Source organism: Paracoccus angustae (assembly GCF_042648745.1).
Lineage (GTDB): Bacteria > Pseudomonadota > Alphaproteobacteria > Rhodobacterales > Rhodobacteraceae > Paracoccus > Paracoccus angustae.
In genome coordinates this window covers 459,104-480,992 of the sequence record NZ_JBHRXY010000002.1, presented here as the reverse complement: position 1 = coordinate 480,992, position 21,889 = coordinate 459,104, and the positions used below count along the sequence as shown (strand labels likewise).

General features: G+C 67.6%; 26 protein-coding genes and 1 pseudogene. 18 read left to right on the top strand and 9 right to left on the bottom strand.

What is annotated here, in order from left to right; genetic code table 11:
- The first annotated feature begins 47 nt into the window (after positions 1 to 47).
- Positions 48 to 737, top strand: coding sequence for an SOS response-associated peptidase (locus tag ACFOM8_RS05460; protein WP_377760022.1), 690 nt, complete (start codon positions 48 to 50; stop codon positions 735 to 737).
- Here ACFOM8_RS05460 and ACFOM8_RS05455 read toward each other — a convergent pair.
- The 6 genes from ACFOM8_RS05455 to rph are packed head-to-tail and all read right to left on the bottom strand — an operon-like array spanning position 700 to position 4,494.
- Positions 700 to 1,233 carry a DNA-3-methyladenine glycosylase gene (locus ACFOM8_RS05455; protein WP_377760078.1) on the bottom strand — a complete coding sequence of 178 codons (534 nt, stop codon included), beginning with the start codon at positions 1,231 to 1,233 and terminating at the stop codon, positions 700 to 702. The genes ACFOM8_RS05460 and ACFOM8_RS05455 overlap by 38 nt on opposite strands.
- 39 nt (positions 1,234 to 1,272) lie before the next feature.
- Complete coding sequence (locus ACFOM8_RS05450; protein ID WP_377760020.1) at positions 1,273 to 1,626, bottom strand: YbaN family protein; 354 nt, start codon at positions 1,624 to 1,626, stop codon at positions 1,273 to 1,275.
- Position 1,627: 1 nt separating this feature from the next.
- Positions 1,628 to 2,806 (bottom strand): radical SAM family heme chaperone HemW, encoded by a 1,179-nt coding sequence (hemW, locus tag ACFOM8_RS05445; RefSeq protein WP_377760076.1) that lies wholly within the window; start codon positions 2,804 to 2,806, stop codon positions 1,628 to 1,630.
- Between the two features lie 2 nt (positions 2,807 to 2,808).
- On the bottom strand, positions 2,809 to 3,183 hold the full coding sequence (locus ACFOM8_RS05440) for a RidA family protein (RefSeq protein WP_377760018.1): 375 nt from the start codon (positions 3,181 to 3,183) through the stop codon (positions 2,809 to 2,811).
- Positions 3,176 to 3,784: an RdgB/HAM1 family non-canonical purine NTP pyrophosphatase gene (gene rdgB / locus ACFOM8_RS05435; RefSeq protein WP_377760016.1), complete on the bottom strand. Its 609-nt coding sequence runs from the start codon at positions 3,782 to 3,784 to the stop codon at positions 3,176 to 3,178. Before rdgB ends, ACFOM8_RS05440 begins: the two co-directional genes overlap by 8 nt.
- Positions 3,781 to 4,494 (bottom strand): ribonuclease PH, encoded by a 714-nt coding sequence (gene rph / locus ACFOM8_RS05430; protein ID WP_377760014.1) that lies wholly within the window; start codon positions 4,492 to 4,494, stop codon positions 3,781 to 3,783. The genes rdgB and rph overlap by 4 nt, the downstream gene beginning before the upstream one ends.
- A 72-nt stretch (positions 4,495 to 4,566) precedes the next feature.
- Here rph and hrcA point away from each other — a divergent pair, with 72 nt between their 5' ends.
- The 11 genes and pseudogenes from hrcA to ACFOM8_RS05375 all read left to right on the top strand — a co-directional run bounded on the left by hrcA (position 4,567) and on the right by ACFOM8_RS05375 (position 14,535).
- On the top strand, positions 4,567 to 5,622 hold the full coding sequence (gene hrcA, locus ACFOM8_RS05425) for a heat-inducible transcriptional repressor HrcA (RefSeq protein ID WP_377760012.1): 1,056 nt from the start codon (positions 4,567 to 4,569) through the stop codon (positions 5,620 to 5,622).
- A gap of 6 nt (positions 5,623 to 5,628) precedes the next feature.
- Positions 5,629 to 6,159 (top strand): nucleotide exchange factor GrpE, encoded by a 531-nt coding sequence (locus ACFOM8_RS05420; RefSeq protein WP_377760010.1) that lies wholly within the window; start codon positions 5,629 to 5,631, stop codon positions 6,157 to 6,159.
- Positions 6,160 to 6,504: 345 nt separating this feature from the next.
- Positions 6,505 to 7,089 carry an S-(hydroxymethyl)glutathione synthase gene (gene gfa, locus ACFOM8_RS05415; protein WP_377760008.1) on the top strand — a complete coding sequence of 195 codons (585 nt, stop codon included), beginning with the start codon at positions 6,505 to 6,507 and terminating at the stop codon, positions 7,087 to 7,089.
- A gap of 92 nt (positions 7,090 to 7,181) precedes the next feature.
- Entirely contained in the window at positions 7,182 to 8,312 is a 1,131-nt protein-coding gene (locus ACFOM8_RS05410) for an S-(hydroxymethyl)glutathione dehydrogenase/class III alcohol dehydrogenase (protein WP_377760006.1), read from the top strand.
- 78 nt (positions 8,313 to 8,390) lie between these two features.
- Positions 8,391 to 9,032 (top strand): ATP-dependent Clp protease proteolytic subunit, encoded by a 642-nt coding sequence (locus ACFOM8_RS05405; protein ID WP_377760004.1) that lies wholly within the window; start codon positions 8,391 to 8,393, stop codon positions 9,030 to 9,032.
- Positions 9,029 to 9,544: a GNAT family N-acetyltransferase gene (locus tag ACFOM8_RS05400; RefSeq protein ID WP_377760002.1), complete on the top strand. Its 516-nt coding sequence runs from the start codon at positions 9,029 to 9,031 to the stop codon at positions 9,542 to 9,544. The genes ACFOM8_RS05405 and ACFOM8_RS05400 overlap by 4 nt, the downstream gene beginning before the upstream one ends.
- On the top strand, positions 9,534 to 10,367 hold the full coding sequence (gene fghA / locus ACFOM8_RS05395) for an S-formylglutathione hydrolase (protein WP_377760001.1): 834 nt from the start codon (positions 9,534 to 9,536) through the stop codon (positions 10,365 to 10,367). Before ACFOM8_RS05400 ends, fghA begins: the two co-directional genes overlap by 11 nt.
- 167 nt (positions 10,368 to 10,534) lie before the next feature.
- Positions 10,535 to 12,331, top strand: a pseudogene (locus ACFOM8_RS05390) (methanol/ethanol family PQQ-dependent dehydrogenase); the annotation flags it as partial.
- A gap of 185 nt (positions 12,332 to 12,516) precedes the next feature.
- Complete coding sequence (locus tag ACFOM8_RS05385) at positions 12,517 to 13,197, top strand: c-type cytochrome, methanol metabolism-related (protein ID WP_377759999.1); 681 nt, start codon at positions 12,517 to 12,519, stop codon at positions 13,195 to 13,197.
- Between the two features lies 1 nt (position 13,198).
- Entirely contained in the window at positions 13,199 to 14,008 is an 810-nt protein-coding gene (locus ACFOM8_RS05380) for a substrate-binding domain-containing protein (RefSeq protein WP_377759998.1), read from the top strand.
- The gene (locus tag ACFOM8_RS05375; protein ID WP_377759996.1) at positions 14,005 to 14,535 is read left to right on the top strand and encodes a PQQ-dependent catabolism-associated CXXCW motif protein; all 531 of its coding nucleotides are present in this window, start codon (positions 14,005 to 14,007) and stop codon (positions 14,533 to 14,535) included. Before ACFOM8_RS05380 ends, ACFOM8_RS05375 begins: the two co-directional genes overlap by 4 nt.
- On the opposite strand, the gene ACFOM8_RS05370 is transcribed toward ACFOM8_RS05375, so the two are convergent.
- Positions 14,510 to 15,442, bottom strand: a complete 933-nt coding sequence (locus ACFOM8_RS05370; RefSeq protein ID WP_377759994.1) for a YncE family protein — start codon at positions 15,440 to 15,442, stop codon at positions 14,510 to 14,512. The two genes, ACFOM8_RS05375 and ACFOM8_RS05370, sit on opposite strands and share 26 nt — an antisense overlap.
- Positions 15,439 to 15,993 (bottom strand): SRPBCC family protein, encoded by a 555-nt coding sequence (locus tag ACFOM8_RS05365; RefSeq protein WP_377760074.1) that lies wholly within the window; start codon positions 15,991 to 15,993, stop codon positions 15,439 to 15,441. The genes ACFOM8_RS05370 and ACFOM8_RS05365 overlap by 4 nt, the downstream gene beginning before the upstream one ends.
- Before the next feature lie 181 nt (positions 15,994 to 16,174).
- Here ACFOM8_RS05365 and ACFOM8_RS05360 point away from each other — a divergent pair, with 181 nt between their 5' ends.
- The 6 genes from ACFOM8_RS05360 to ACFOM8_RS05335 are packed head-to-tail and all read left to right on the top strand — an operon-like array spanning position 16,175 to position 21,087.
- Positions 16,175 to 17,350: an ABC transporter substrate-binding protein gene (locus ACFOM8_RS05360; RefSeq protein WP_377759992.1), complete on the top strand. Its 1,176-nt coding sequence runs from the start codon at positions 16,175 to 16,177 to the stop codon at positions 17,348 to 17,350.
- A gap of 8 nt (positions 17,351 to 17,358) precedes the next feature.
- Entirely contained in the window at positions 17,359 to 18,324 is a 966-nt protein-coding gene (locus ACFOM8_RS05355; RefSeq protein ID WP_377759990.1) for a YVTN family beta-propeller repeat protein, read from the top strand.
- 28 nt (positions 18,325 to 18,352) lie between these two features.
- Positions 18,353 to 18,922, top strand: coding sequence for a hypothetical protein (locus ACFOM8_RS05350; protein ID WP_377759988.1), 570 nt, complete (start codon positions 18,353 to 18,355; stop codon positions 18,920 to 18,922).
- 25 nt (positions 18,923 to 18,947) lie between these two features.
- Positions 18,948 to 19,679 carry an ABC transporter ATP-binding protein gene (locus tag ACFOM8_RS05345; RefSeq protein ID WP_377759986.1) on the top strand — a complete coding sequence of 244 codons (732 nt, stop codon included), beginning with the start codon at positions 18,948 to 18,950 and terminating at the stop codon, positions 19,677 to 19,679.
- Positions 19,676 to 20,497 carry an ABC transporter permease gene (locus tag ACFOM8_RS05340; RefSeq protein WP_377759984.1) on the top strand — a complete coding sequence of 274 codons (822 nt, stop codon included), beginning with the start codon at positions 19,676 to 19,678 and terminating at the stop codon, positions 20,495 to 20,497. The genes ACFOM8_RS05345 and ACFOM8_RS05340 overlap by 4 nt, the downstream gene beginning before the upstream one ends.
- A complete protein-coding gene (locus tag ACFOM8_RS05335) occupies positions 20,494 to 21,087 on the top strand; it encodes a hypothetical protein (RefSeq protein WP_377759982.1) in 594 nt (197 codons plus the stop codon). Before ACFOM8_RS05340 ends, ACFOM8_RS05335 begins: the two co-directional genes overlap by 4 nt.
- An 82-nt stretch (positions 21,088 to 21,169) precedes the next feature.
- Here the strand turns inward: ACFOM8_RS05335 and ACFOM8_RS05330 are convergent, their stop codons facing one another.
- Positions 21,170 to 21,862 (bottom strand): 5'-nucleotidase, lipoprotein e(P4) family, encoded by a 693-nt coding sequence (locus ACFOM8_RS05330; RefSeq protein ID WP_377759980.1) that lies wholly within the window; start codon positions 21,860 to 21,862, stop codon positions 21,170 to 21,172.
- Positions 21,863 to 21,889: the final 27 nt, after the last annotated feature.

The following is a 21,889-nucleotide window of genomic DNA, read 5'->3' as shown; positions in this document are numbered from 1 at the left end:
CGGGGGCCGCACCGGGACATGCCGGCTGACCAAGGAGAACGCCCGCCATGTGCAACCTGTACAGCCTGACCACCAACCAGCAGGCGATCCGCGACATCGCGGGCGCGATGCGCGACAGCCTGGGCAATCTGGAACCCGCGCTGGACATTTATCCCGACCGGCCCGCGCCGGTGGTGCGCAACACGCCCCGGGGGCGAGAGCTGGCGCGGCTGACCTGGGGAATGCCCACGCCGCCGCAGTTCCTGAAGGCCCCCGATGCGCCCGACGCGGGCGTGACCAACATCCGCAACACCGCCAGTCCGCATTGGCGCCGCTGGCTGGGCACCGGAAACCGCTGCCTGGTGCCCGCCACGGCCTTTTCGGAATACGGCCAAAGGCCCGATCCGGTCACGAAGCGCAAGCCCCTGCACTGGTTCGCCCTGGACGGAACGCAGCCCTTGTTCTTCTTCGCGGGCATCTGGACGCCGTGGACCGGCACCCGCGGGTCGATGAAGACCCCGCGCGGGGGCGAGCATCAGCTGTTCGCCTTTCTGACCTGCGAACCCAATGCGGTGGTCAGGCCGGTTCACCCCAAGGCGATGCCGGTGATCCTGACGGAACCGGACGAGATCGAGACCTGGATGACCGCCCCCTGGCCGGTCGCCCGCGCGCTTCAGCGGCCCCTGGCCGACGACGCGCTGGCGATGGTGGAACGGCCCGTCACGGCCCGGCCGCCTGCGGGGGAAAGGGACGGCTGAGGCCCCGGGCGCCGGCAAGGCCGAAGCGCCAGGGCAGATCCCGCGCCCGGCTGATGCCGATGCGCGGTCCGGCCAGAAGGCCGTGCAGGACGGGGGACAGGGTGATGAACAGGTCCGGGCCGTCGAAGGGGGCGCCGTCATCCTCGGGCCGGATGCCAAGCGCCTGGGCCAGCCGACCGGGGCCGTTGCACAAAAGCGCGCTGTTCCGCCGCCGTTCCATCAGGTCCACGCCCGTTGCCGGGGCCAGCGCCCGGATCAGCACCGCCTCGCCCGGTCGGGCCACCACGTTGAGGCACAGGTGGATTCCGTAGGAGCGATAGACATAGGCGTGCCCCGCCGGGCCGAACATCGAGGCGTTGCGCGCCGTGGGGCCGCGAAAGCTGTGCGAGGCGGGGTCGTCGCGGCGGTAAGCCTCGGTCTCGATCACGGTGCCGCCCGCGCCGCGGACCGTCAGGGTGGCGCCGATCAGGCGGCGGGCCAGATCAACGGCGCCCATTCCGGCGATCCGGTCGCGAAACGGGACTTCGGTCATGGGTCAGGCTTCCGGCCGCGTCACCACGAAGGCGGCGATGGCGGTGCAGATCATGGCCTGCGCCGCCACGACCCACAGCGGCATTCCGACAAGCAGGCTGAAGCCCACCCCGCAGGCCATGGCCAGCGTGGCCCAGATCTTCGCCAGCCGGCTGATCGCGCCGCGCTCGCGCCAGGCCCGGACGGGCGGGCCATAGGTCGGGTGGTTCAGGATCCGGCGTTCCAGACGCGGGCTGGAGCGGGCAAAGGCCGCCGCCGCCAGCAGCAGAAAGGGCACCGTGGGCAGAACCGGCAGGGCGATGCCGATGATGCCCAGGGCAAGGGCAAGCAGTCCGATGGCATACCACAGGGGCCGCATCTCAGGCCGCCAGTTCGCGCAGGATGGCGTTCAGCAGCGGACGGCCCGCAAGGGTCGCGCGCAACCGTCCGCCTGCCCGTTCCACCATGCCCAGATCGGCCAGCCGTCCGACCGCGCCTTGATCAAGGGGGGCGCCCGCCAGGCGGGCGTAGCGGGCCTCGTCCAGCCCTTCGTTCAATCGCAGGGACATCAGCAGATATTCGGTCGCCTGTTCATCCATCGGCACCAACTCGCGCAGCGACTCGCCCGTTCCCCGGCTTTCCACGGATTGCAGCCAAGCGCCGGGCGTCCGATGCGCCTCGGTGGCGAAGCGCCCGCCGGGCAGGGTGATGCGGCCATGCGCGCCCGGACCGACCGCCGCCCAATCGCCCTGCCGCCAATAGACTAGGTTGTGGCGGCTTTCCGCGCCGGATCGGGCATGGTTCGAGGTCTCGTAGCCCGCCATGCCCGCCGCCCCGCAGATGTCTTGGGTTTCAAGGTACATGTCGGCCGCCAGGTCGTCGTCGGGCAGGTCGCGCAGCTTGCCCGCCGCCGCCCGCGCGCCAAAGGCGGTGCCGGGTTCGATGGTCAGCTGGTAAAGCGACAGGTGATCCACGGCCATCGCCAGGGCTTCGTGCAGTTCCGCCCGCCAAGCGTCCCGCGTCTGGCCTTGGCGGGCATAGATCAGGTCGAAGCTGACCCGGCTGAAGCAGGCCCGCGCCACGTCGAAGGCCGCGCGGGCCTCGGCCACGGAATGCATCCGGCCAAGGCGCTTCAGGTCGGGGTCGTTCAGCGCCTGGATGCCCATGGACAGCCGGTTCACGCCCGCCTCGGCGAAGCCCCGGAAACGCCCGCGTTCGACGCTGGTGGGATTGGCTTCCAGCGTGATCTCGATATCGTTGGCGGAGCTCCAGGCGGCGCGGGCGGCGCCCAGGACGGACTCAACGGTTTCAGGTTCCATCAGCGAGGGCGTGCCGCCCCCGAAGAAGATGCTGCCCAGGTGACGGCCGGGCAGTTCCGCGCCCAGCCGGGCGATCTCGGACGACAGCGCGGCGGCCCAGCGGGCCTGGTCCACGGCGGGCGCCACATGGCTGTTGAAGTCGCAATACGGGCACTTGGCCGCGCAAAAGGGCCAGTGGACGTAAAGGCCGAAGCCCCCGGCCCGCCAGTCTTCCGTCGCGAAGCTGTCCGGCCCCGGCATCATCATGCGCGCATCGCCGTGACTTCGACCTCGACCTTCATCTCGGGCCGGATCAGGCCGGCGACAACCATGGTGGCGGCGGGGCGGATGTTGCCAAGGGCCTCGGCCAGGGCCGGGGCGATGGCTTCCACCAGGGCGGCGTCGGTGACGGTGTATTGGACGCGCACGATGTCGGCGGGGGCGAAGCCCGCTTCCGCCAGGGTGGCGAAGATCGTGGCAAAGCAGTTGCGCGCCTGCTGGCAGGGATCGTCGGGCATGGTCATGGCGGCATAGTCATAGCCCGTGGTGCCCGACACGAAGCACCAGGGGCCCTTCACCACCGCGCGGCTATAGCCCATGGCCGCCTCGAAGGGCGATCCGGTCGAGATCCTATGCAAAGCTGCCCCTTATCATCTGCTCCACCGCCCGCGCCCGATGGCTGAGGCTGTTCTTCATCGCGGGCGGCATTTCCCCCAGGGTCACGCCATGCCCGTCCGGCATGAAGATGGGGTCGTAGCCATGCCCTTCAACCCCGCGCGGAGGCCAGACGACCTGGCCGGGCAGCACGCCCTCGAACACCTCGTCATGCCCGTCGGGCCACATCAGCACCAGCGTGCAGCGGAACTGCGCGCGGCGCGGGGCGGGGGCCTTCGCGGCTTCAAGCGCGTCCCAGGTGCGCTGCATGGCCATGCGGAAGTCGCGCCCCTGGCCGGTTTCGGCCCAGTCGGCGGTGTGGACGCCCGGCGCGCCGCCCAGGGCATCGACGCAGATGCCGCTGTCGTCGGACAGGACCGGCAGGCCGGTCGCCTCCATGGCGGCGCGGGCCTTGATGCGGGCATTGCCGATGAAGGTGGTTTCCGTCTCCTCCGGTTCCGCCAGACCGGCCTCGGCGGCGCCCATGACCTCGACCCCGTAGGGGGCCAGCAGGGCGCGCATCTCGGCCAGCTTGCCCGCGTTGTGGGTGGCGACCAGCAGGCGGGTGCCGTCGAAGCGCCTCATGCCAGGGCGGCCTTTTGCGCGGCGACCAGGTCGGCCATCCCCGCCTCGGCCAAGTCCAGCAACTGCCCCATCTGGTCGCGCGAGAACGTCGCGCCTTCGGCCGACATCTGCACCTCGATCAGGCGGCCCGCGCCGGTCAGCACGAAGTTGCCGTCGGTCCCCGCCTCGCTGTCCTCGGCATAGTCCAGATCCAGCACCGCCTGCCCCGCATAGATGCCGCAGGACACGGCGGCGACGTGATCCATGATCGGATCGCTGGTGATCACGCCCGCCTTCAGCAGCCTGTTCACCGCCAGCCGCAAGGCCACCCAACCCCCGGTGATGGAGGCGCAGCGGGTGCCGCCGTCGGCCTGGATCACGTCGCAGTCGACCGTGATCTGGCGTTCGCCAAGAGCCACCCGGTCCACGCCCGCCCGCAGGGACCGCCCGATCAGGCGCTGGATTTCCTGGGTCCGGCCCGACTGCTTGCCCGCCGCGGCCTCGCGCCGGTTGCGGGTGTTGGTGGCGCGGGGCAGCATCCCGTATTCCGCCGTGACCCAGCCCAGGCCCGTGCCCTTCAGGAAGCGCGGCGGGGTTTCCTCCAGGGACGCGGTGCACAGCACGTGGGTGTTGCCGACGCGGATCAGGCACGACCCTTCGGCATGGGCCATCACGCCGGTTTCGATTGAAATCGGACGCATTTGGCTTAGATTCCGGCCAGACGGGCGCATGGGTCGTTCCTTTTCGCGAAGATCCCTGCCCCATACCGCTCCAGCGGCCCATCACGCAACCCCGCGAGGGACATGGACCAGAACACGCCTTTGCAGGACATGAACGACCGCTCGCGCGAGATTTTCCGCCGCGTGGTCGAGATTTATCTGGAAACGGGCGAACCCGTGGGATCGCGCACCCTGACCCGGGCGCTGTCCGAACGCCTCAGCGCGGCGACGGTCAGAAACGTCATGCAGGATCTGGAACTGATGGGGCTGCTGGACAGCCCGCATGTGTCGGCCGGGCGGATGCCCAGCCAGCAGGGGCTGCGGCTGTTCGTGGACGGCATGATGGAGGTCGACACCGTCAGCGCCACCGACCGCGCGGCCATCGACCAGACCCTGGGCAACGACGATCCCGACACGGGCGTGCTGCTGGACCGGGTCAGCACGGCGCTGTCGTCCATCACGCGCGGCGCGTCCCTGGTCCTGATGCCCAAGCACGAGGCGCCGATCCGCCATATCGAATTCGTCAGCCTCGGCCCCGACCGGGCGCTGGTGGTGCTGGTCTTTGCCGACGGTCACGTGGAAAACCGCCTGTTCACCCCGCCCGTGGGCCAGACGCCCTCGTCCATGCGCGAGGCGGGGAATTTCCTGAACGCCATGGCCGAGGGCAAGACCCTTTCCGAACTGCGCGGCCATATCGGCAAGGAGATCGCGGCGCGCAGGCGGGAACTGGACGTTCTGGCGGCCGAGCTGGTCCAGTCCGGGCTGGCGCTGTGGGACGGCGGATCCCACGATCCCCGCCTGATCGTGCGGGGGCGCGCCAATCTTCTGGACCAGGAGGCCGCCGATCTGGACCGCATCCGCGTGCTGTTCGACGACCTGGAACGCAAGCGCGACATCGTGGAATTCCTGGAACTGGCGGAAAAGGGCGACGGGGTGCGCATCTTCATCGGGTCGGAAAACAAGCTTTTTTCGCTTTCGGGTTCCGCTCTGGTGGTTTCTCCCTATATGAATGCCGATCGGAAGATTGTAGGCGCGGTGGGCGTCATCGGTCCGACGCGGCTGAACTATGGCCGCATTGTGCCGATTGTCGATTACACCGCGCAACTGGTCGGGCGGGTTCTGTCCGGCCGGAAAGGATGAAGGACGATGAACGAGCAGAACGAACAGCCCCTTGACGACATCCTGGCGGATCCGCTGGCCGACCCGGCGGCCGAGATCGCGGCTTTGACGGCCGAGCGCGACGAACTGCGCGACAAGTGGATGCGCGCCCTGGCCGATGCCGAAAACGCCCGCAAGCGCGCCGACAAGGACCGCCGCGACGCCGAACAGTACGGCGGATCGCGCCTGGCGCGCGATCTTCTGCCGGTCCACGATGCGCTGACCCGCGCCCTGGACGCCGCGAACGAGGAGCAGCGCGCCGCCGCAGCCGCCCTGATCGAGGGCGTCGAGTTGACCCTGCGCGAGCTGTCGAACGTCTTCGCCAAGCACGGCATCACCGTTATCACGCCGAAGCCCGGCGACAGGTTCGACCCTTCCGAACACGAAGCGATGTTCGAGGCCGCCGTTCCCGGCACCGTTCAGGGCGAGATCATCCAGGTCATGGACAACGGCTTCCGCCTGCACGACCGCCTGCTGCGCCCGGCCAAGGTCGGCGTGTCCTCGACCCCCGCAAGCTGATTTCTCCGCCCCGAACCACGGCCCGTCCGGCAAAGGCCCTTGCCTTTGCGGGACGGGCCATGTGCGTCCCGAACCGCCGGGCCTGCGAAAGCGCCTCGGGCAGCCCCCTGCCGCCGGTTCGGGCGCCGGCCTCCGGACACCCGTGGGCTGCACCCTTTCTGGCCGGGGCGCCGCATCGCGAACGGGGCAAAGGCGCGGGTTTCCTGATCCCGCCCGATCGCCGGCCGGCCCTTGATCGACGCGGGCTTTCCCGGCGATCGCCCGCTACAACCTTCCTCTGACTTGCCGAAAGCTCCCGATGGCGCGACGGTGGCGGGGCATTCGGTTCATCGGGAGGGAAGAACCATGGCCAGCACTGATGGGGTGAAGATTCACCCCGCCGTGGACAACGGCATCAAGGGAGGCAATCCCGGTTTCGCAGGCGGCACGCTGACCTGCAAATGCGCCACCAACCCGGTCAAGGTCCGGGTCGGCGCCCAGACGGCCCACAACCACGTTTGCGGCTGCACCAAGTGCTGGAAGCCCGAAGGGGCGATCTTCAGCATGGTGGCCGTTGTGTCGCGCGACGCGGTTCAGGTGGTGGAAAACGGCGACAAGCTGCACGTCGTCAACAAGGACGCGCCGATTCAGCGTTACGCCTGCCGCGATTGCGGCACGCATATGTATGGCCGGATCGAGAACAAGGACCATCCGTTCTACGGTTTGGATTTCGTTCATACCGAACTGTCGACCGAAGAGGGCTGGTCGGCCCCCGAATTCGCGGCCTTTGTCAGTTCGGTCATCGAATCGGGCGTCGATCCGTCGCGGATGGACGGCATCAGGGCGCGTTTGCGCGAACTGGGACTGGAACCCTATGATGCGCTGTCGCCGCCGCTGATGGACGCCATCGCCACCCATGTCGCCAAGCGGTCGGGCGCGCTGGCGGCTTGACCTCTCGGGTCAAAAAATGAACACAGCTGCACAGGGGCTGCCTGCGGCCCCTGTTGCCCTGACGGAATGTCCGAACGGATAGGAGACTGACGATGAAAACCCGTGCCGCCGTAGCGTTGGAGGCGGGCCGCCCGCTGGAAGTGATGGAGGTCAACCTCGAAGGCCCGAAAGAGGGCGAGGTGATGATCGAGATCAAGGCCACCGGCATCTGCCACACCGACGAGTTCACCCGCTCGGGCGACGATCCCGAAGGCCTGTTCCCGGCCATCCTGGGCCACGAGGGCGCAGGCGTGGTGGTCGAGGTCGGCCCTGGCGTGAAATCCGTCAAGCCGGGCGACCACGTGATCCCGCTCTACACCCCCGAATGCCGCGAATGCCCGTCCTGCCTGTCGGGCAAGACCAACCTGTGCACCCGCATCCGCGCCACGCAGGGCCAGGGGCTGATGCCGGACGGCACCTCGCGCTTTTCCATGCCCGACGGCACGATGATCCGCCACTACATGGGCTGCTCGACGTTTTCCAACTACACGGTGCTGCCGGAAATCGCGGTGGCCAAGGTCCGCGAGGACGCGCCCTTTGACAAGATCTGCTACATCGGTTGCGGCGTGACCACCGGCATCGGCGCGGTGATCAACACCGCCAAGGTCGAGATCGGCGCCAAGGCGGTGGTGTTCGGCCTGGGCGGGATCGGGCTGAACGTGATCCAGGGCCTGCGGCTGGCCGGCGCGGACATGATCATCGGCGTGGACCTGAACAACGACAAGAAGGCCATGGCCGAACGCTTCGGCATGACGCACTTCGTCAACCCCAAGGAGATCGACGGGTCGGTCGTGCAGCATATCGTCGAGATGACCAAGACCCCCTTCGACCAGATCGGCGGGGCGGATTACTCCTTCGACGCGACCGGCAGCACCAAGGTGATGCGCGACGCGCTGGAATGCACCCATCGCGGCTGGGGCCAGTCGATCATCATCGGCGTGGCGGCGGCGGGCGCCGAGATCAGCACGCGCCCGTTCCAACTGGTCACCGGCCGGGTCTGGAAGGGCACGGCCTTCGGCGGCGCGCGCGGGCGCACCGATGTGCCGAAGATCGTGGACTGGTATATGGACGGCAAGATCGAGATCGACCCGATGATCACCCACACCATGCCGCTCGACGACATCAACAAGGGCTTCGACCTGATGCACAAGGGCGAGTCGATCCGCTCGGTCGTCCTTTACTGATCGTTCATCCCTGCATAGGTAAAAGAACGGCGGGGCCATGGTCCCGCCGTCGCCATGAGGAATAAAAGGAGCAGGCCGATGCGTCACCAGTGGCTGGACGATGACGACGACGACGAACCGGAAGAAGACGACCGGCGTCACGAGGGCGAAAAGGACGGCGGCCTGGGCCTTCCCGAAGGCGACAAGATCGGCAAGCTGTATTTCAAGTCGCGCACGGTGATCGTCGCGGGCACCATCAACGACAAGCTGGCGCAGCGCACCGTGGCCCATTTGCTGGCCCTGGCCGAGGACTCCGACCGTCCGATCAACATGCTGATCTCGTCCCCCGGCGGGCATGTGGAATCGGGCGACATGATCCATGACGTGATCAAGTTCATCCGCCCCACCGTCCGCACCATCGGGTCCGGCTGGGTGGCATCGGCGGGCGCGCTGATCTTCGTGGCCGCGAAAAAGGAAAACCGCTACTGCCTGCCCAACACGCGCTTCCTGATCCACCAGCCCTCGGGCGGGATCGGCGGCACCTCCTCGGACATGATGATCCAGGCGGAACAGGTGCGGCTGATGCGCGACCGGCTGAACCAGATCTTCGCCGACGCCACCGGTCAGCCGGTCGAGCGGATCGAGAAGGACACGCAGCGCGACTTCTGGCTGAACACGCAGGAGGCGCTGGACTACGGCCTGCTGGGCAAGGTGATCCGCAGCGTGGACGAGCTGCAATGACGGGGGGCGGGGTGGAGATCCGCCCCGCGACCGCCGCCGACCGCGACGCCATCTGGGCGATCCTGGAGCCGGTCTACCGCGCGGGGGAAACCTATTGCATCCCGCGCGACATTTCCCGCGACGACGCCTTGGCGGACTGGTTCGCCAAGCCCTTCACCGCCTTTGTCGCGGTTGCGGACGGCCGGATCCTGGGCACCAGCCATGTCGGCGCGAATCGTCCGGGCGGGGGCTCGCATGTGGCGAACGCGTCCTTTGCCACCCAACCCGACGCGCGGGGCAAGGGGATCGCCCGCGCGCTTGTGGAACACGCGAAATCCTGGGCCGGGTCGCAAGGATTCGCGGCGATGCAGTTCAACTTCGTTGTCTCGACCAACGCCGATGCCGTCCATTTGTGGCAGAAGGCCGGATTTGCCATTGTCGGCCGCCTGCCGGGCGCGTTTCTTCACCCGCGTCTAGGGCCGGTCGACGGGCTGGTCATGTTTCAAAACCTGGAGGTGTCGGATGACGCTTGAAACCCTTTCCGAGAACCGCAGCTTCGGCGGCACGCAGGGCGTTTACCGCCACCGCTCGCAGGCGACGGGCACCGACATGACCTTCGCGGTCTTCATGCCGGAACTGGTGGCGAACGAACGCGTGCCGGTGCTGTGGTACCTGTCCGGCCTGACCTGCACCCATGAAAACGCCATGACCAAGGCCGCCGCCCAGCAATGGTGCGCCGAGGCCGGCATCGCCATGGTCTTTCCCGACACCTCGCCTCGCGGCGACGACGTGGCCGACGACGAGGCCTATGACCTTGGCAAGGGCGCGGGCTTTTATGTCGATGCCACCCAGGATCCCTGGGCGCCGCATTACCGGATGTGGCGGTATGTGGTCCACGAACTGCCCGAACTGGTGGGCGACGCCTTCGCCATCGACCGCGAGGCCATGGGCATCACCGGCCATTCCATGGGCGGGCACGGCGCGCTGACCATCGCCATGACCCATCCCGAACGCTACAAGTCCGTGTCGGCCTTCGCCCCCATCGCCAACCCGACCGAATCCGACTGGGGCCGCAAGCAGCTGACCGCCTATCTTGGCGATGACCGCGCCGCCTGGCGCGCCCATGACGCCACCATCCTGATGGCCGAAAAGGGCTTCCCGCGCGAGGTGCTGATCGACCAGGGCAGCGCCGACCAGTTCCTGGACAAGCTCAAGCCCGAGGCGCTGGCGCAGGCCATGATGGCGCGCCGCCAGCCGGGGCAGTTCCGCATGCAGCAGGGCTATGACCACAGCTATTTCTTCGTGCAAAGCTTCATGGCCGACCACGTGATGTGGCACGCCGAGCGCCTTCTGTAAGGGCTTGCCGATCATTCCCGGCCGCGCTGGCATTTCACCCTAAGACTTTAGGGGCAATTGCCGGGGCGGCAGATTGACGCAAAAGGGTGTCCGCCGAAGACTGCCTTCCAGGACGGCGACGGGAGGAGGGAGCCTGTCGCGCGCTTCCAACAGCGGAGGAGCACTTCATGAAAAGATTGCTGAACAGCACGGTTGCCGTTCTGCTTCTGACGGGCGCGGCGGGCTATGCCAACGAGAGCGTCCTGGCCGAGACGGCCAAGCCCGAGCAATGGGCGATCCAGATGGGGAACTACGCCAACACGCGTTATTCCGAACTGGACCAGATCAACCGCGACAACGTGGGCGACCTGCGGGTGGCCTGGACCTTCTCGACCGGGGTGCTGCGCGGGCACGAGGGCAGCCCCCTGGTGATCGGCGACGTGATGTATGTCCACACGCCCTTTCCCAACAACATCTTTGCGCTGGATCTGGCCAATGACGGCAAGATCATGTGGCGCTACGAACCCCAGCAGGATCCGGAAGTCATCGCGGTCATGTGCTGCGACACGGTGTATCGCGGCGTGGCCTATGCCGACGGGCTGATCCTGTCGCACCAGGCCGACACCACCCTTGTCGCGCTGGACGCCAAGACCGGCGAGGTCAAGTGGCAGGTCAAGACCGGCGATCCGGCCGTCGGCGAGACCAACACCGCGACCGTGCTGCCGGTCGGGGACAAGGTGATCGTCGGCGTCTCGGGCGGCGAATACGGCGTGCGCGGCCGCGTGACGGCCTACAGCCTGGCCGACGGGTCCGAAGTCTGGAAGGCCTATTCCACCGGCCCGGACGCGGAAATGCTGGTCGATCCCGAAAAGACCACCCATCTGGGCAAGCCCATCGGCGCCGACAGCAGCCTCAACAGCTGGGAAGGCGACCAGTGGAAGATCGGCGGCGGCACCACCTGGGGCTGGTATTCCTATGACCCGGACCTGAACCTGATCTATTACGGGACCGGCAACCCCTCGACCTGGAACCCGTCGCAGCGGCCGGGCGACAACAAGTGGTCGATGACCATCATGGCCCGCGACGCCGACACCGGCATGGCCAAGTGGTTCTACCAGATGACGCCGCACGACGAATGGGACTTCGACGGCGTGAACGAAATGATCCTGACGGATCAGGAGATCGACGGCCAGCCGCGCAAGCTGCTGACCCATTTCGACCGCAACGGCCTGGCCTACACGCTGGACCGCGAGTCGGGCGAGCTGCTGGTGGCCGAGAAATACGACCCGGCGGTGAACTGGACCACCGGCGTGGACATGGATCCGAATTCGGAAACCTATGGCCGCCCGCAGGTCGTGGCCGAATATTCGACCGCGCAGAACGGCGAGGACGAGAACACCACCGGCATCTGCCCGGCCGCCCTTGGCACCAAGGACCAGCAGCCGGCGGCCTATTCGCCCAAGACCCAGACCTTCTACGTGCCGACGAACCACGTCTGCATGGATTATGAACCGTTCCGCGTCGCTTATACGGCGGGCCAGCCCTATGTCGGGGCCACCCTGTCGATGTATCCGGCGCCCGACAGCCATGGCGGCATGGGCAACTTCATCGCCTGGGACAACATCGAGGGCAAGATCAAGTGGTCGCTGCCGGAACAGTTCTCGGTCTGGTCGGGCGCGCTGGCGACGGCGGGCGACATCGTCTTCTACGGCACGCTTGAAGGCTATCTGAAGGCCATCGACGCCGATACGGGCGAGGAGCTTTACAAGTTCAAGACCCCGTCCGGGATCATCGGCAACGTGATGACCTATGTGCAGGACGGCAAGCAGTATATCGGCGTGCTGTCGGGCGTCGGCGGATGGGCGGGGATCGGCCTGGCGGCCGGCCTGACCAACCCGAACGAGGGCCTGGGCGCCGTGGGCGGCTATGCCGCGCTGGCCGATTATACCGAACTGGGCGGGCAGCTGACGGTGTTCGAACTGCCGGGCGAGGCTTCGGCCGCGGCCGAGCCGGCGGCGGAGCCCGCGCCCGCCGAAGGCGGAACCAGCGGCTAATACTTTCGGCCCGCTAACGTAAACTTGCACTGTGAAACGATCCCCCCGTGATTAAGCTGCGGGGGGATTTTTACCTGCGGAGGACGGGTAGATTGGAATTCGGGAGGAATGACAGCATGAAAGCCATCACCAGCCTGACGGCGCTGGTCCTTGGGGCGTCGCTGGCCGCCACGGCCCTGGCGCAGGAAACGACGAACTCGACACCCTCTCCGGCCGAGGCGGGCGCGGGGGCGGCGGCCGCGACCTCGGGCCAGGCGCCCGCCGCCGCAGACGCGGCGGATGCGGCCACCGGGGCGGCGGAAGGCGGCGACGCGCCCGTCGAGATGGCCGAAGGTCAGACCACCCTTCCCAACGGCATGGACATCACACCCGTCACGCAGGAAAACGGCCGCTGGTACAACGCCGAGGGCATTCCCGTGCCGAAGATCGAGGAAGACGGCACCGTCGATTTCGCGACCTTCAACGGCTATCGCCGCTATTCCGCCGAATGCCATGTCTGCCACGGCCCCGACGGCGAGGGCTCGACCTACGCCCCCGCGCTGAAGACCTCGGTCCTGCGGCTGGACTATTATGAGTTCCAGGAGATCGTGGCATCCGGCAAGCAGGAGGTGAACACCGCGCAGAACCAGGTGATGCCGGCCTTTGGCACCAACAAGAACGTCTGGTGCTATATCGACGACATCTATGCCTATCTGCTGGCGCGCGGAACCGAGGAGCTGCCGCGCGGGCGTCCCGCCAAGCGTGCCGACAAGACCGAGGATTACATCGCGCAGGAAGATTCCTGCATGTCGATGTGACATGCGCGGCCTTGTCCTGATCCTGGGCCTTGCCCTTGCCGCCCAGCCTGCCGCGGCCCAGGTGGCGGATCTGCGTTCGACCACGCAGTTCCGCGTCTGCGCCGATCCCGCCAACGCGCCCATGTCGGTCCGCGACGGGTCCGGCTTTGAAAACAAGCTGGCCGAGGCCTTCGGGCGATGGCTGGGCCTGCCCGTGACCTATACCTGGTTCCCGTCGGGCATGGGCTTTATCGCCAAGACCCTGCGGGCTGGGGAATGCGATGTCGTCATGGGCTATGCCCAGGGCGACGAGCTGGTGCAGAACACCAACCATTACTACACCTCGGTCTTTGGCATCGTGACGCGGAAGAACAGCGAGCTGGCGGATGTCGACCGCCTGTCCGATCCGGCGCTGAAGGGCCATCCCATCGGCGTCGTCGCCGGATCGCCGCCCGCCACCATCATGGCCCAGGCGGGCCTGGCCAAGGACATGCGCGGCGCCGATCTGTTCGTGGACCGCCGCGTCAAGGATCCGGTGGGCGACCTGATCCGGGGCGTCAAGGACGGCACGCTGGATGCGGCCGTGCTGTGGGGTCCGCTGGCCGGGCCGCGCGTCAAGAACGACCCGGACTTGCAGTTCACGCCGCTGCTGAAGGAAACCGCCGGACCCAAGATGTTCTACCGCATCACCATGGGCGTCCGCCTGCCGGAACAGGAATGGAAGCGGGAACTGAACAGCCTGATCCGCCGCCACCAGGACGACATCAACGCCATCCTGCGCGAGGCGGGCGTGCCCCTGGTCGACGATTACGGCAAGGAGCTGATCCAGTGATCCGCGCGGTCCTGCTGGCGCTGCTGCTGGCGGGACCGGCGGCCGCCCAGGTGCCCGAACCCGACGCCTACCGGGGCGAGCCTTACCGCGCGCCCGTTCCCGCCACCCTGCAAGGCGCCACCGTGATCGACGGCGCGCAGGCGATCCGGCTGCATGGCGAGGGGGTGCCCTTTCTGGACGTGCTGCCCCGCAAGACCCGGCCCCAGGGCCTGCCGGAAGGCACGGTCTGGCGCGAACCGGCGCACGAGACGATCCCCGGCGCCACCTGGCTGTGGGACACCGGCTACGAGGCCCTGGCCCCGGCCGAACAGGCCCGGCTGGAGCGCGGCCTGGCCGAGGCCGCGAAAGGCGATCCGGCCGCGCCCCTTGTGATCTTCTGCCGCAGCGACTGCTGGATGAGCTGGAACGCCGCCCGCCGGGCCGTGGCCCTTGGCTATTCCGGGATCCACTGGTTTCCCGGCGGGCTCGAGGGCTGGCTGGCGGCGGGCGGCGCGCCCCTGGTCAGGGCGACACCTGTCGCCCCGTGAACTGTCCGAAGGCGCGGGGGCCCGGCGGCATGGCGATCTCTGCCGTGATTTCCAGGCTTTCGGCGTCGATGAGGACCAGCGTGTCCGAATCCCAGTTGGCGATCGCCAGGGCCTCGCCCCCGGGCAGGGGGCTGATGCCTTCGGGATAATCGCCGATGGGAACCTCGGCCAGGACCGCCAGCGCGGCGGGATCGAAGACCGTCAGCGTCCCCGCATACTGGTTGGTCACGAAGCCGCGCCCCCGGGCGAAGGCCACCGCATAGGGATGGCTGCCGGTCGGCACGCTGCCCGCCAGCCGGCCCGCGGCAGGGTCGATCGCGGACACCGTGTCGCCCTGCACATCCGCCGTCCAGAACCGCCCGTCGTGATAGGTGATGCCGAAGGGATGCGCGCCCGCCGTCTTGACCCGGGCCAGCAGCGCGCCCGTCGCGGCGTCGAAGATGCTGACCCCGTCGGCGTCGCGGTCCGCCGTCGCCACCCATTGCCCGTCGTCGCTGACCGCCACCCCGGCAGGCGCCGCGCCGGTCGGCACCGCCCAGACCCGTTCCAGGTTCCCGTCCAGACGGATCAGCCGCGCCCCGAACCAGTCGGTCACGAACAGCCCGCCCTCCGGCGCGGCGGCAAGGCCGAAGGCGCCCTCGCCCAGGTCGCGGCTTGCGGTCACGCGGCCCGCCTCGTCCAGCACGACAAGCCGCCCGGTATCCGCCGCGATCACGTAAGCGCGTCCCGCCGTTGGATCATAGGCCACCGGCGCGGGCTTGCCCGCGACCGGGGTCTGCGCCAGCACCTGCCCTGTGGCGGTATCGACCAGCGTGACCATGTCCGCGTTCTGGCTGGTCACAAAGGCCAGATCCGCCGCAAGCGCGGGAAACGCCAGCAGCGTCAGGGCCAGCGCGGCAAGCCTCACTCGGCCTTGCCGAAGCGTTCGGCCAGGGCGTCGAGACCCGCCTGGTGGATGCCGTTCACCGCCGCCATCGCGGCATCGTCGTTGAGGTCGGCGGGCGGGTCGTTGTTCGGATAGCCGCGGTAGAACCCGGCCTTCCAGGTCACTTCCGCCTTGCCGTCCTTGTCCTTGACCTGAAGGGTCGAGGAATAGTTCGTCACCGGCAGAACGGCGACCGCGACATCGGTGATCATGTACTTGTATTGCCGCTTTTCGGGATCGAGGGACATCAGCCGTTCGGTGATGGTCGGATCGCCGCTTTCGGCCTTCAGGTGCAGGACGCGGGTCGATTCCTCGGGGACATCGGCGGGCGCGCCTTCGGGCGTCATGGCGGTGCGGGCCACGGCGGGGTGCCAGTTCATGTCGTCGAACCGGCCGATGACCCGCCACACCTCGTCGGGGGCGGCGTCCAGCACGACAGTCCGTTCGGTCTTCAGCCGCGCCGGTCCATGCGCATGGGCCCCTCCGGTCAAGGCCAGCGTCATGGCCACGGCCAGGCCCAGCATCCTGTGCATCATCTGCGTTGTTCCCCTTGCAATGGCAGCACCGACCATGCGTCCCGCAGGTGCCTTGCGTCCATAAGACCTTTGACTGATCCAAATCTTCCCGACCGGGGCGGGAACATAAACCGTCTTGTTTCAAGGCCTTTCACGACCCAACATGCGAACAGGGAGATGCAAAATGCTCAAGGGAATCATGGGATTTCTGGCTGGCGCCTGTGCGCTGGCCGGACCGGTCGCGGCCCAGCAGCCGCCCGAGACGCAGCAGATCCGCGCCGCCGTGCTGCGCGTGGACGAGGAACGGCTGCCGCCGATTTCCCGGCTGGATCTGCCGCCCGCGGACCTGGGCTTTGCCGGCGCGCGGCTTGCGACCCAAGACAACGACACCACCGGCCGCTTCATGGGCCAGGACTTCGAAACGGTCGAGATCACCGCCACCCCCGACACCGCCGGGGCCGAACTGGACAGGATCATCGCGGACGGCATCCAGTTCGTCGTGGTTCTGGCCGGCGACGCGGCGACGCTGGCCCTGGCCGACCAGGCGGGGGACCGGGCCATGCTGCTGAACGCGCGCGCGCGGGGCGACAACCTGCGCGGGGCCGATTGCCGGTTCAACACCATTCACGTCGCGCCCAGCCATGCCATGCTGGCCGACGCCCTGGCGCAGTTCCTGATGTGGAAGAACTGGCCCGACTGGCTGCTGGTCCATGGCAGCCACCCCGATGACGAAAACCTCGCCGCCGCCTATCGCCGGTCTGCGGCCAAGTTCGGCGCGACCATCGTGGAGGAACGCGTGTTCACCGATACCGGCGGCGCCCGCGCCACCGATTCGGGCCATGTGCAGGTTCAGGCGCAGATGCCGGTCTTCACGCAGCGCGCGCCGGACTACGACATCCTGATCGCCGCCGACGAAAGCGACATCTTCGCCCCCTATCTGCCTTACCTGACCTGGGATCCGCGCCCCGTGGCCGGGTCCGCCGGGCTGGTTCCGCGCAGCTGGCATCCCGCGATGGAGGCCTGGGGCGGCACGCAATACCAGAACCGCTTCGAACGCATGGCGAACCGCCCCATCCGCGAGGAAGACTATCAGGCCTGGCTGGCCCTGCGCATCGTGGGCGAGGCCGCGACGCGGACCCGATCCGCCGATCCGGCGGAACTGCGCGACTTCATCCTGTCCGACCAGTTCGACGTGGCGGGCTTCAAGGGCCAAAAGCTGACCGTGCGGGACTGGGACCATCAGGTCCGCCAGCCGATCCTGCTGACCACCGGGGTGCTGACCACCTCGGTCAGCCCGCAGGACCAGTATCTGCACCAGACCAGCGCCTTGGACACCCTGGGCATCGACCGCCCCGAAACCGAATGTTCATTTTGAGAGGTTCCATGAAGCAGCTTCTGGCCCTGGCCCCCGCATTTGCCCTTTTGGCGGAACCGGCGCTTGCCAACCGGGTCTTCGTCAGCAACGAAAAGGGCAACGATGTCACCGTTCTGGACAGCGAGACGCTGGAGGTGATCGGCACCTATCCGGTCGGCAACCGCCCGCGCGGCATCACCATTTCCCCCGACGGAACCGAGCTTTACGTCTGCGCCTCGGACGACAACCTGGTGCGCGTCTTCGATCCGAACACCATGGAGGAGATGCACACCCTGCCTTCCGGTCCCGACCCGGAACTGTTCGTGCTCCATCCCTCGGGCAATCCGCTATACATCGCGAACGAGGACGACAATCTCGTCACCGTGGTCGATGTGAAGACCAAGCAGGTGCTGGCCGAAATCCCCGTGGGGGTCGAACCCGAGGGGATGGGCGTCAGCCCCGATGGCAAGATCGTCATCAACACGTCGGAGACGACGAACATGGCGCATTTCATCGACACCGAGACGTTCCAGATCGTGGCCAACGTCCTGGTGGACAGCCGCCCCCGCTTTGCCGAATACAACCACGATGGCACCAAGCTTTACGTCAGCGCCGAGATCGGCGGCACGGTCAGCGTGATCGACCCCGCCACGCAGGAGATCGTCAAGAAGATCACCTTCGAGGTTCCGGGCGTGCTGCCCGAGGCGATCCAGCCGGTCGGCGTGCGGGTGACGAACGACGGCAAGAAGGTCTTCGTGGCCCTGGGTCCGTCCAACCGCGTGGCGGTGATCGACGGCGAAACCGACGAGGTCAAGGACTATCTTCTGGTCGGCCAGCGGGTCTGGCAGATGGCCTTCACGCCCGACGAGAAATACCTGTTCACCACCAACGGCAATTCCAACGACGTGTCCGTGATCGACGTGGCCGCCGAGGAGGTCGTGAAATCCGTCCCCGTGGGCCAGCAGCCCTGGGGCGTCGTGGTCGCGCCGAATTGACGCGACCCCCCTTTCCAAGGAGAATGACATGACCCGTTTGCTGACCGTCCTGATGATCCTGGCCGGCCTGTCGGTTCCCGCCGCCGCCCAGGAGGCCGCCGCCCCCGAAGGCGCCGCCGCGTCCGAGGCCGCCCCCGATGCCGCCGAGGCCGAGGAGGAAGAAGGCGAAGAAGACGAGGAGGACGAGGGAGGAGCCGTCGCGACCACCTATGACGCCAAGGGCAAGTTCGATTATGGCTTTTCGGGCATCATGGCGCGCGACAACCGCACGGATCTCGCGCCGCTGACGCTGGCATCCGGCCAGCCCGTCGCGGGCGGAAGCTACACGCTGAAATCGGGCGGCTTTTACCGCATCGCCATCAATGCGGACGGCAGCCAGGAACTGGCGCTGTCGGGGGGCGATTTCTTCCGCGCCATCTGGATCAACGAGATCGTCATCAACGACATCGAAATCCGCCCGATGGGCGTGCACAGCATCGAATTCGACAATGCGGGCACCGCGGTGATCAGCTTTGTTGCAATAACGCCGGGCCGCTATACCCTGTCGGTGCCCGGATCCTCGGGCGAAACGCAGCAGGCCGTGTTCAACATCCAGTAGGAAAAGGCGATGGGGACTCCCGTTCTTGACTGACCCGGCCTGCGCCCTGCGCATCACCGGCCTGTCGCACAGCTTCGGCAGCGTCACCGCGCTGTCGGACGTGTCGCTGCATGTGCCGCGCGGCAGCTTCACCGCGCTGCTGGGGGTGAACGGCGCGGGCAAGACCACGCTGTTCTCGCTGGTGACGCGGCTTTACAGCAATGTCTCGGGCACGATCGAGGTGGCGGGATACGACCTGCGCCGGCAGCCTGCGCAAGCCATGGCCCGGCTTGGGGTGGTGTTCCAAAGCCGGGCGCTGGACGCGGATCTGACCGTGGCGCAGAACCTGGCCTATCATGCCGCGCTGCACGGCATCGGCCGCCGGGCCGCGCGGGACCGGACCCTTCAAGTGCTGGCGCAGGTGGGGCTGGAAAGCCGGGCGGGCGACCGGGTGTCCGCCCTGTCGGGGGGCCAGCAGCGCCGGGCCGAGATCGCCCGGGCCCTGATCCACCGCCCGGACCTGCTGCTGCTGGACGAGGCGACGGTGGGCCTCGACGTGAAGTCGCGGGCCGAGGTTCTGGCCCTGACCCGCAGCCTGATCGCCTCCGAGGGCGTGTCGGCCTTGTGGGCCACCCATATCATGGACGAGATCGGACCCGACGACGACCTGGTGATCCTGCACAAGGGCCGCGTGTTGCAGGCGGGCAAGGCGGCGGCCATCGCCGGGTCGGCCGGGCTGACGCAGACCTTTCTGTCCCTGACCGGGGCCGCCGCATGACCGACCGGCGTTTTCCGGCCCGGGCTTGGGCCACCGCCTTTCGCGGCATCGCCTGGCGCGAAACGCTGCGCTTCGTCCAGCAGCGCGGGCGGTTCCTCGCGGCCCTGGTGCGCCCGCTGGTCTGGCTGTTCATCTTCGCCGCGGGTTTCCGCGCCGTGCTGGGCCTGTCGATCACGCCGCCCTACCAGACCTATGTCCTTTACGAGGTCTACGTGACCCCCGGCCTGGTGGCGATGATCCAGCTGTTCAACGGGATGCAATCGTCGCTGTCGATGGTCTACGACCGGGAAACCGGCGCCATGCGCACGCTGCTGGTCAGCCCCTTTCCCCGATGGTTCCTGCTGGGGTCCAAGCTGATGGCGGGGGTGATCGTGTCGATCATCCAGGCCTATGCCTTTCTGCTGATCGCCTGGTTCTGGGACATCCGCCCGCCCGCCTGGGGCTATGTCGCGGTTTTTCCGGCCTTGGTCCTGTCGGGGCTGATGCTGGGGGCGTTGGGGCTGTTCCTGTCCTCGGCCATCCGGCAGCTGGAAAACTTCGCGGGGGTGATGAACTTCGTGATCTTTCCGATGTTCTTCGCGTCATCGGCGCTGTATCCGCTATGGCGGATGCGGGAAAGCTCGCCCCTGCTGCACGACATCTGCGCGGCGAACCCCTTCACCTACGCGGTGGAGCTGATCCGCTTCGCGTTGTATCTGAAGATGAACTGGCTGGCCTTCGGGGTGGTGGCGGGCTGCCTGGCGCTGTTCTTCGGCGGGGCGGTCTTCATGTATGATCCCGCCAAGGGCCTTTGGGCCAGACGGAAGGAGAGGGGATGAAACGCATCCTGTTCGCGCTGATGATCGCCGCCGGACCCGCATGGCCTGCCAGCGGCACCGATCCCGACTGGCCCTGCATCCAGCGCAAGCAGCCGCATCTGTCGCTGGGCCAGGTCTGGACCGGCCCGGTCCCCGACCAGCGCGTGGCGGAACTGGCCCACGACCCGCGGATCGAGGCGCTGGCCGCCCGGCTGGAACAGCGCCGCCTGCCGCTGGAGGAGGCCGAGGCCATGATCGCCGACTTCGCGGCGGGGGCTGACGATGCGCATCTGACCGCCCTGATGGTGGCGATCTTCGACAAGATCGAGCCGGACAGGACGGCCCTCATCGACGGCATCGCCCGTTACGGCCGCAGTCAGGTCGCCATGGCCCGCAGGATCGAGGAGCGCCGCGCCGCGATGGCGGAACTGGAATCCGCGGCGGAACCCGACTTCGACGCCATCGACGCGGCCGAGGAGGCGCTGGACTGGGACCAGCGCGTCTTCACCGAGCGCCAGCAATCGCTGACCTATGTCTGCGAAACCCCGGTGATCCTGGAACAGCGCGTCTTTGCCCTGGGCCGGGCGATCGCGGAGCATCTGGGAGACTAGGCGAGACTGCGGGACGGGCTTTTGAAGCCCTGCGGCATCTCGGGCATCCGCATCGCATGGCGACGGCGATGCCCGTCGCCATTCAGGTGCCGCCCGGCGCCTCCCAGGGCCGCAGTTCGGCCTCCATCCACGTTCCATGCGCGGCGTTCGGGAAGACGATCCAGTCCTCGCCGAAGCGGTGGCCGTGGTCCTCGGCCAGCTTGTGCTGTTCGTCCAGGGTCACGCCCGCGAAGCAGCCGTGGAAATCGTGCAGCGTGTCGCCCAGATGCAGGATGATGCGGTGATCCCTTTCGACCGCCGCGCGCCGTTCCGCCTTGGGCGGGCCGAACAGCAGCACCTGGTCGGCATGAACCTGCGGCAGGCCGAGGCGCGACAGGGTGGCGATGGTCGCCAGCTTGTTTTCCTCGAACCGGTCCGAGACGTAGAAGATCGTCACGTCCAGGCTGTCGGCCAGGTGGAAGAAATCGGCGGCGCCCGGCAGCAGGTGGGGCGTGCCTTCGCGTTCCCACAGCTTCCAGGTCTCGAACCCGTCCACATGCTCGCCCAGGCCCATGGCGTGGGCCATGACGGCGGTGTTGTCCAGGATCGTCTCGTCGATGTCGCTGACCACGGCCAGTCCCTTGCCGGTGCCGTTCGCCTCGACCGCCGCGCGCAGCCGCAGCGTCGCCAGGGCATAGCATTGCCGTTGCAGGGCCTTCACCTCGGCCGAGCGCTGCTGATAGCGGATCGCGATCGCGCGTTCGGACGGGTTGTGGCGGCGGGGCGGAGTGGTCATCGGCGAATCCTGTCCTTGCGGGACGGA

Coding starts and splice junctions, on each gene's coding strand:
- ACFOM8_RS05455 (WP_377760078.1), bottom strand. CDS start 1,233: ATGGGCGCCGTTGATCTGGCCCGCCGCCTGATCGGCGCCACCCTGACG.
- ACFOM8_RS05420 (WP_377760010.1), top strand. CDS start 5,629: ATGAACGAGCAGAACGAACAGCCCCTTGACGACATCCTGGCGGATCCG.
- ACFOM8_RS05385 (WP_377759999.1), top strand. CDS start 12,517: ATGAAAGCCATCACCAGCCTGACGGCGCTGGTCCTTGGGGCGTCGCTG.
- ACFOM8_RS05335 (WP_377759982.1), top strand. CDS start 20,494: ATGAAACGCATCCTGTTCGCGCTGATGATCGCCGCCGGACCCGCATGG.
- ACFOM8_RS05330 (WP_377759980.1), bottom strand. CDS start 21,862: ATGACCACTCCGCCCCGCCGCCACAACCCGTCCGAACGCGCGATCGCG.
- gfa (WP_377760008.1), top strand. CDS start 6,505: ATGGCCAGCACTGATGGGGTGAAGATTCACCCCGCCGTGGACAACGGC.
- ACFOM8_RS05365 (WP_377760074.1), bottom strand. CDS start 15,993: ATGCACAGGATGCTGGGCCTGGCCGTGGCCATGACGCTGGCCTTGACC.
- rdgB (WP_377760016.1), bottom strand. CDS start 3,784: ATGAGGCGCTTCGACGGCACCCGCCTGCTGGTCGCCACCCACAACGCG.
- hemW (WP_377760076.1), bottom strand. CDS start 2,806: ATGCCGGGGCCGGACAGCTTCGCGACGGAAGACTGGCGGGCCGGGGGC.
- ACFOM8_RS05410 (WP_377760006.1), top strand. CDS start 7,182: ATGAAAACCCGTGCCGCCGTAGCGTTGGAGGCGGGCCGCCCGCTGGAA.
- ACFOM8_RS05380 (WP_377759998.1), top strand. CDS start 13,199: ATGCGCGGCCTTGTCCTGATCCTGGGCCTTGCCCTTGCCGCCCAGCCT.
- rph (WP_377760014.1), bottom strand. CDS start 4,494: ATGCGCCCGTCTGGCCGGAATCTAAGCCAAATGCGTCCGATTTCAATC.
- fghA (WP_377760001.1), top strand. CDS start 9,534: ATGACGCTTGAAACCCTTTCCGAGAACCGCAGCTTCGGCGGCACGCAG.
- ACFOM8_RS05405 (WP_377760004.1), top strand. CDS start 8,391: ATGCGTCACCAGTGGCTGGACGATGACGACGACGACGAACCGGAAGAA.
- ACFOM8_RS05460 (WP_377760022.1), top strand. CDS start 48: ATGTGCAACCTGTACAGCCTGACCACCAACCAGCAGGCGATCCGCGAC.
- ACFOM8_RS05400 (WP_377760002.1), top strand. CDS start 9,029: ATGACGGGGGGCGGGGTGGAGATCCGCCCCGCGACCGCCGCCGACCGC.
- hrcA (WP_377760012.1), top strand. CDS start 4,567: ATGGACCAGAACACGCCTTTGCAGGACATGAACGACCGCTCGCGCGAG.
- ACFOM8_RS05360 (WP_377759992.1), top strand. CDS start 16,175: ATGGGATTTCTGGCTGGCGCCTGTGCGCTGGCCGGACCGGTCGCGGCC.
- ACFOM8_RS05355 (WP_377759990.1), top strand. CDS start 17,359: ATGAAGCAGCTTCTGGCCCTGGCCCCCGCATTTGCCCTTTTGGCGGAA.
- ACFOM8_RS05350 (WP_377759988.1), top strand. CDS start 18,353: ATGACCCGTTTGCTGACCGTCCTGATGATCCTGGCCGGCCTGTCGGTT.
- ACFOM8_RS05340 (WP_377759984.1), top strand. CDS start 19,676: ATGACCGACCGGCGTTTTCCGGCCCGGGCTTGGGCCACCGCCTTTCGC.
- ACFOM8_RS05450 (WP_377760020.1), bottom strand. CDS start 1,626: ATGCGGCCCCTGTGGTATGCCATCGGACTGCTTGCCCTTGCCCTGGGC.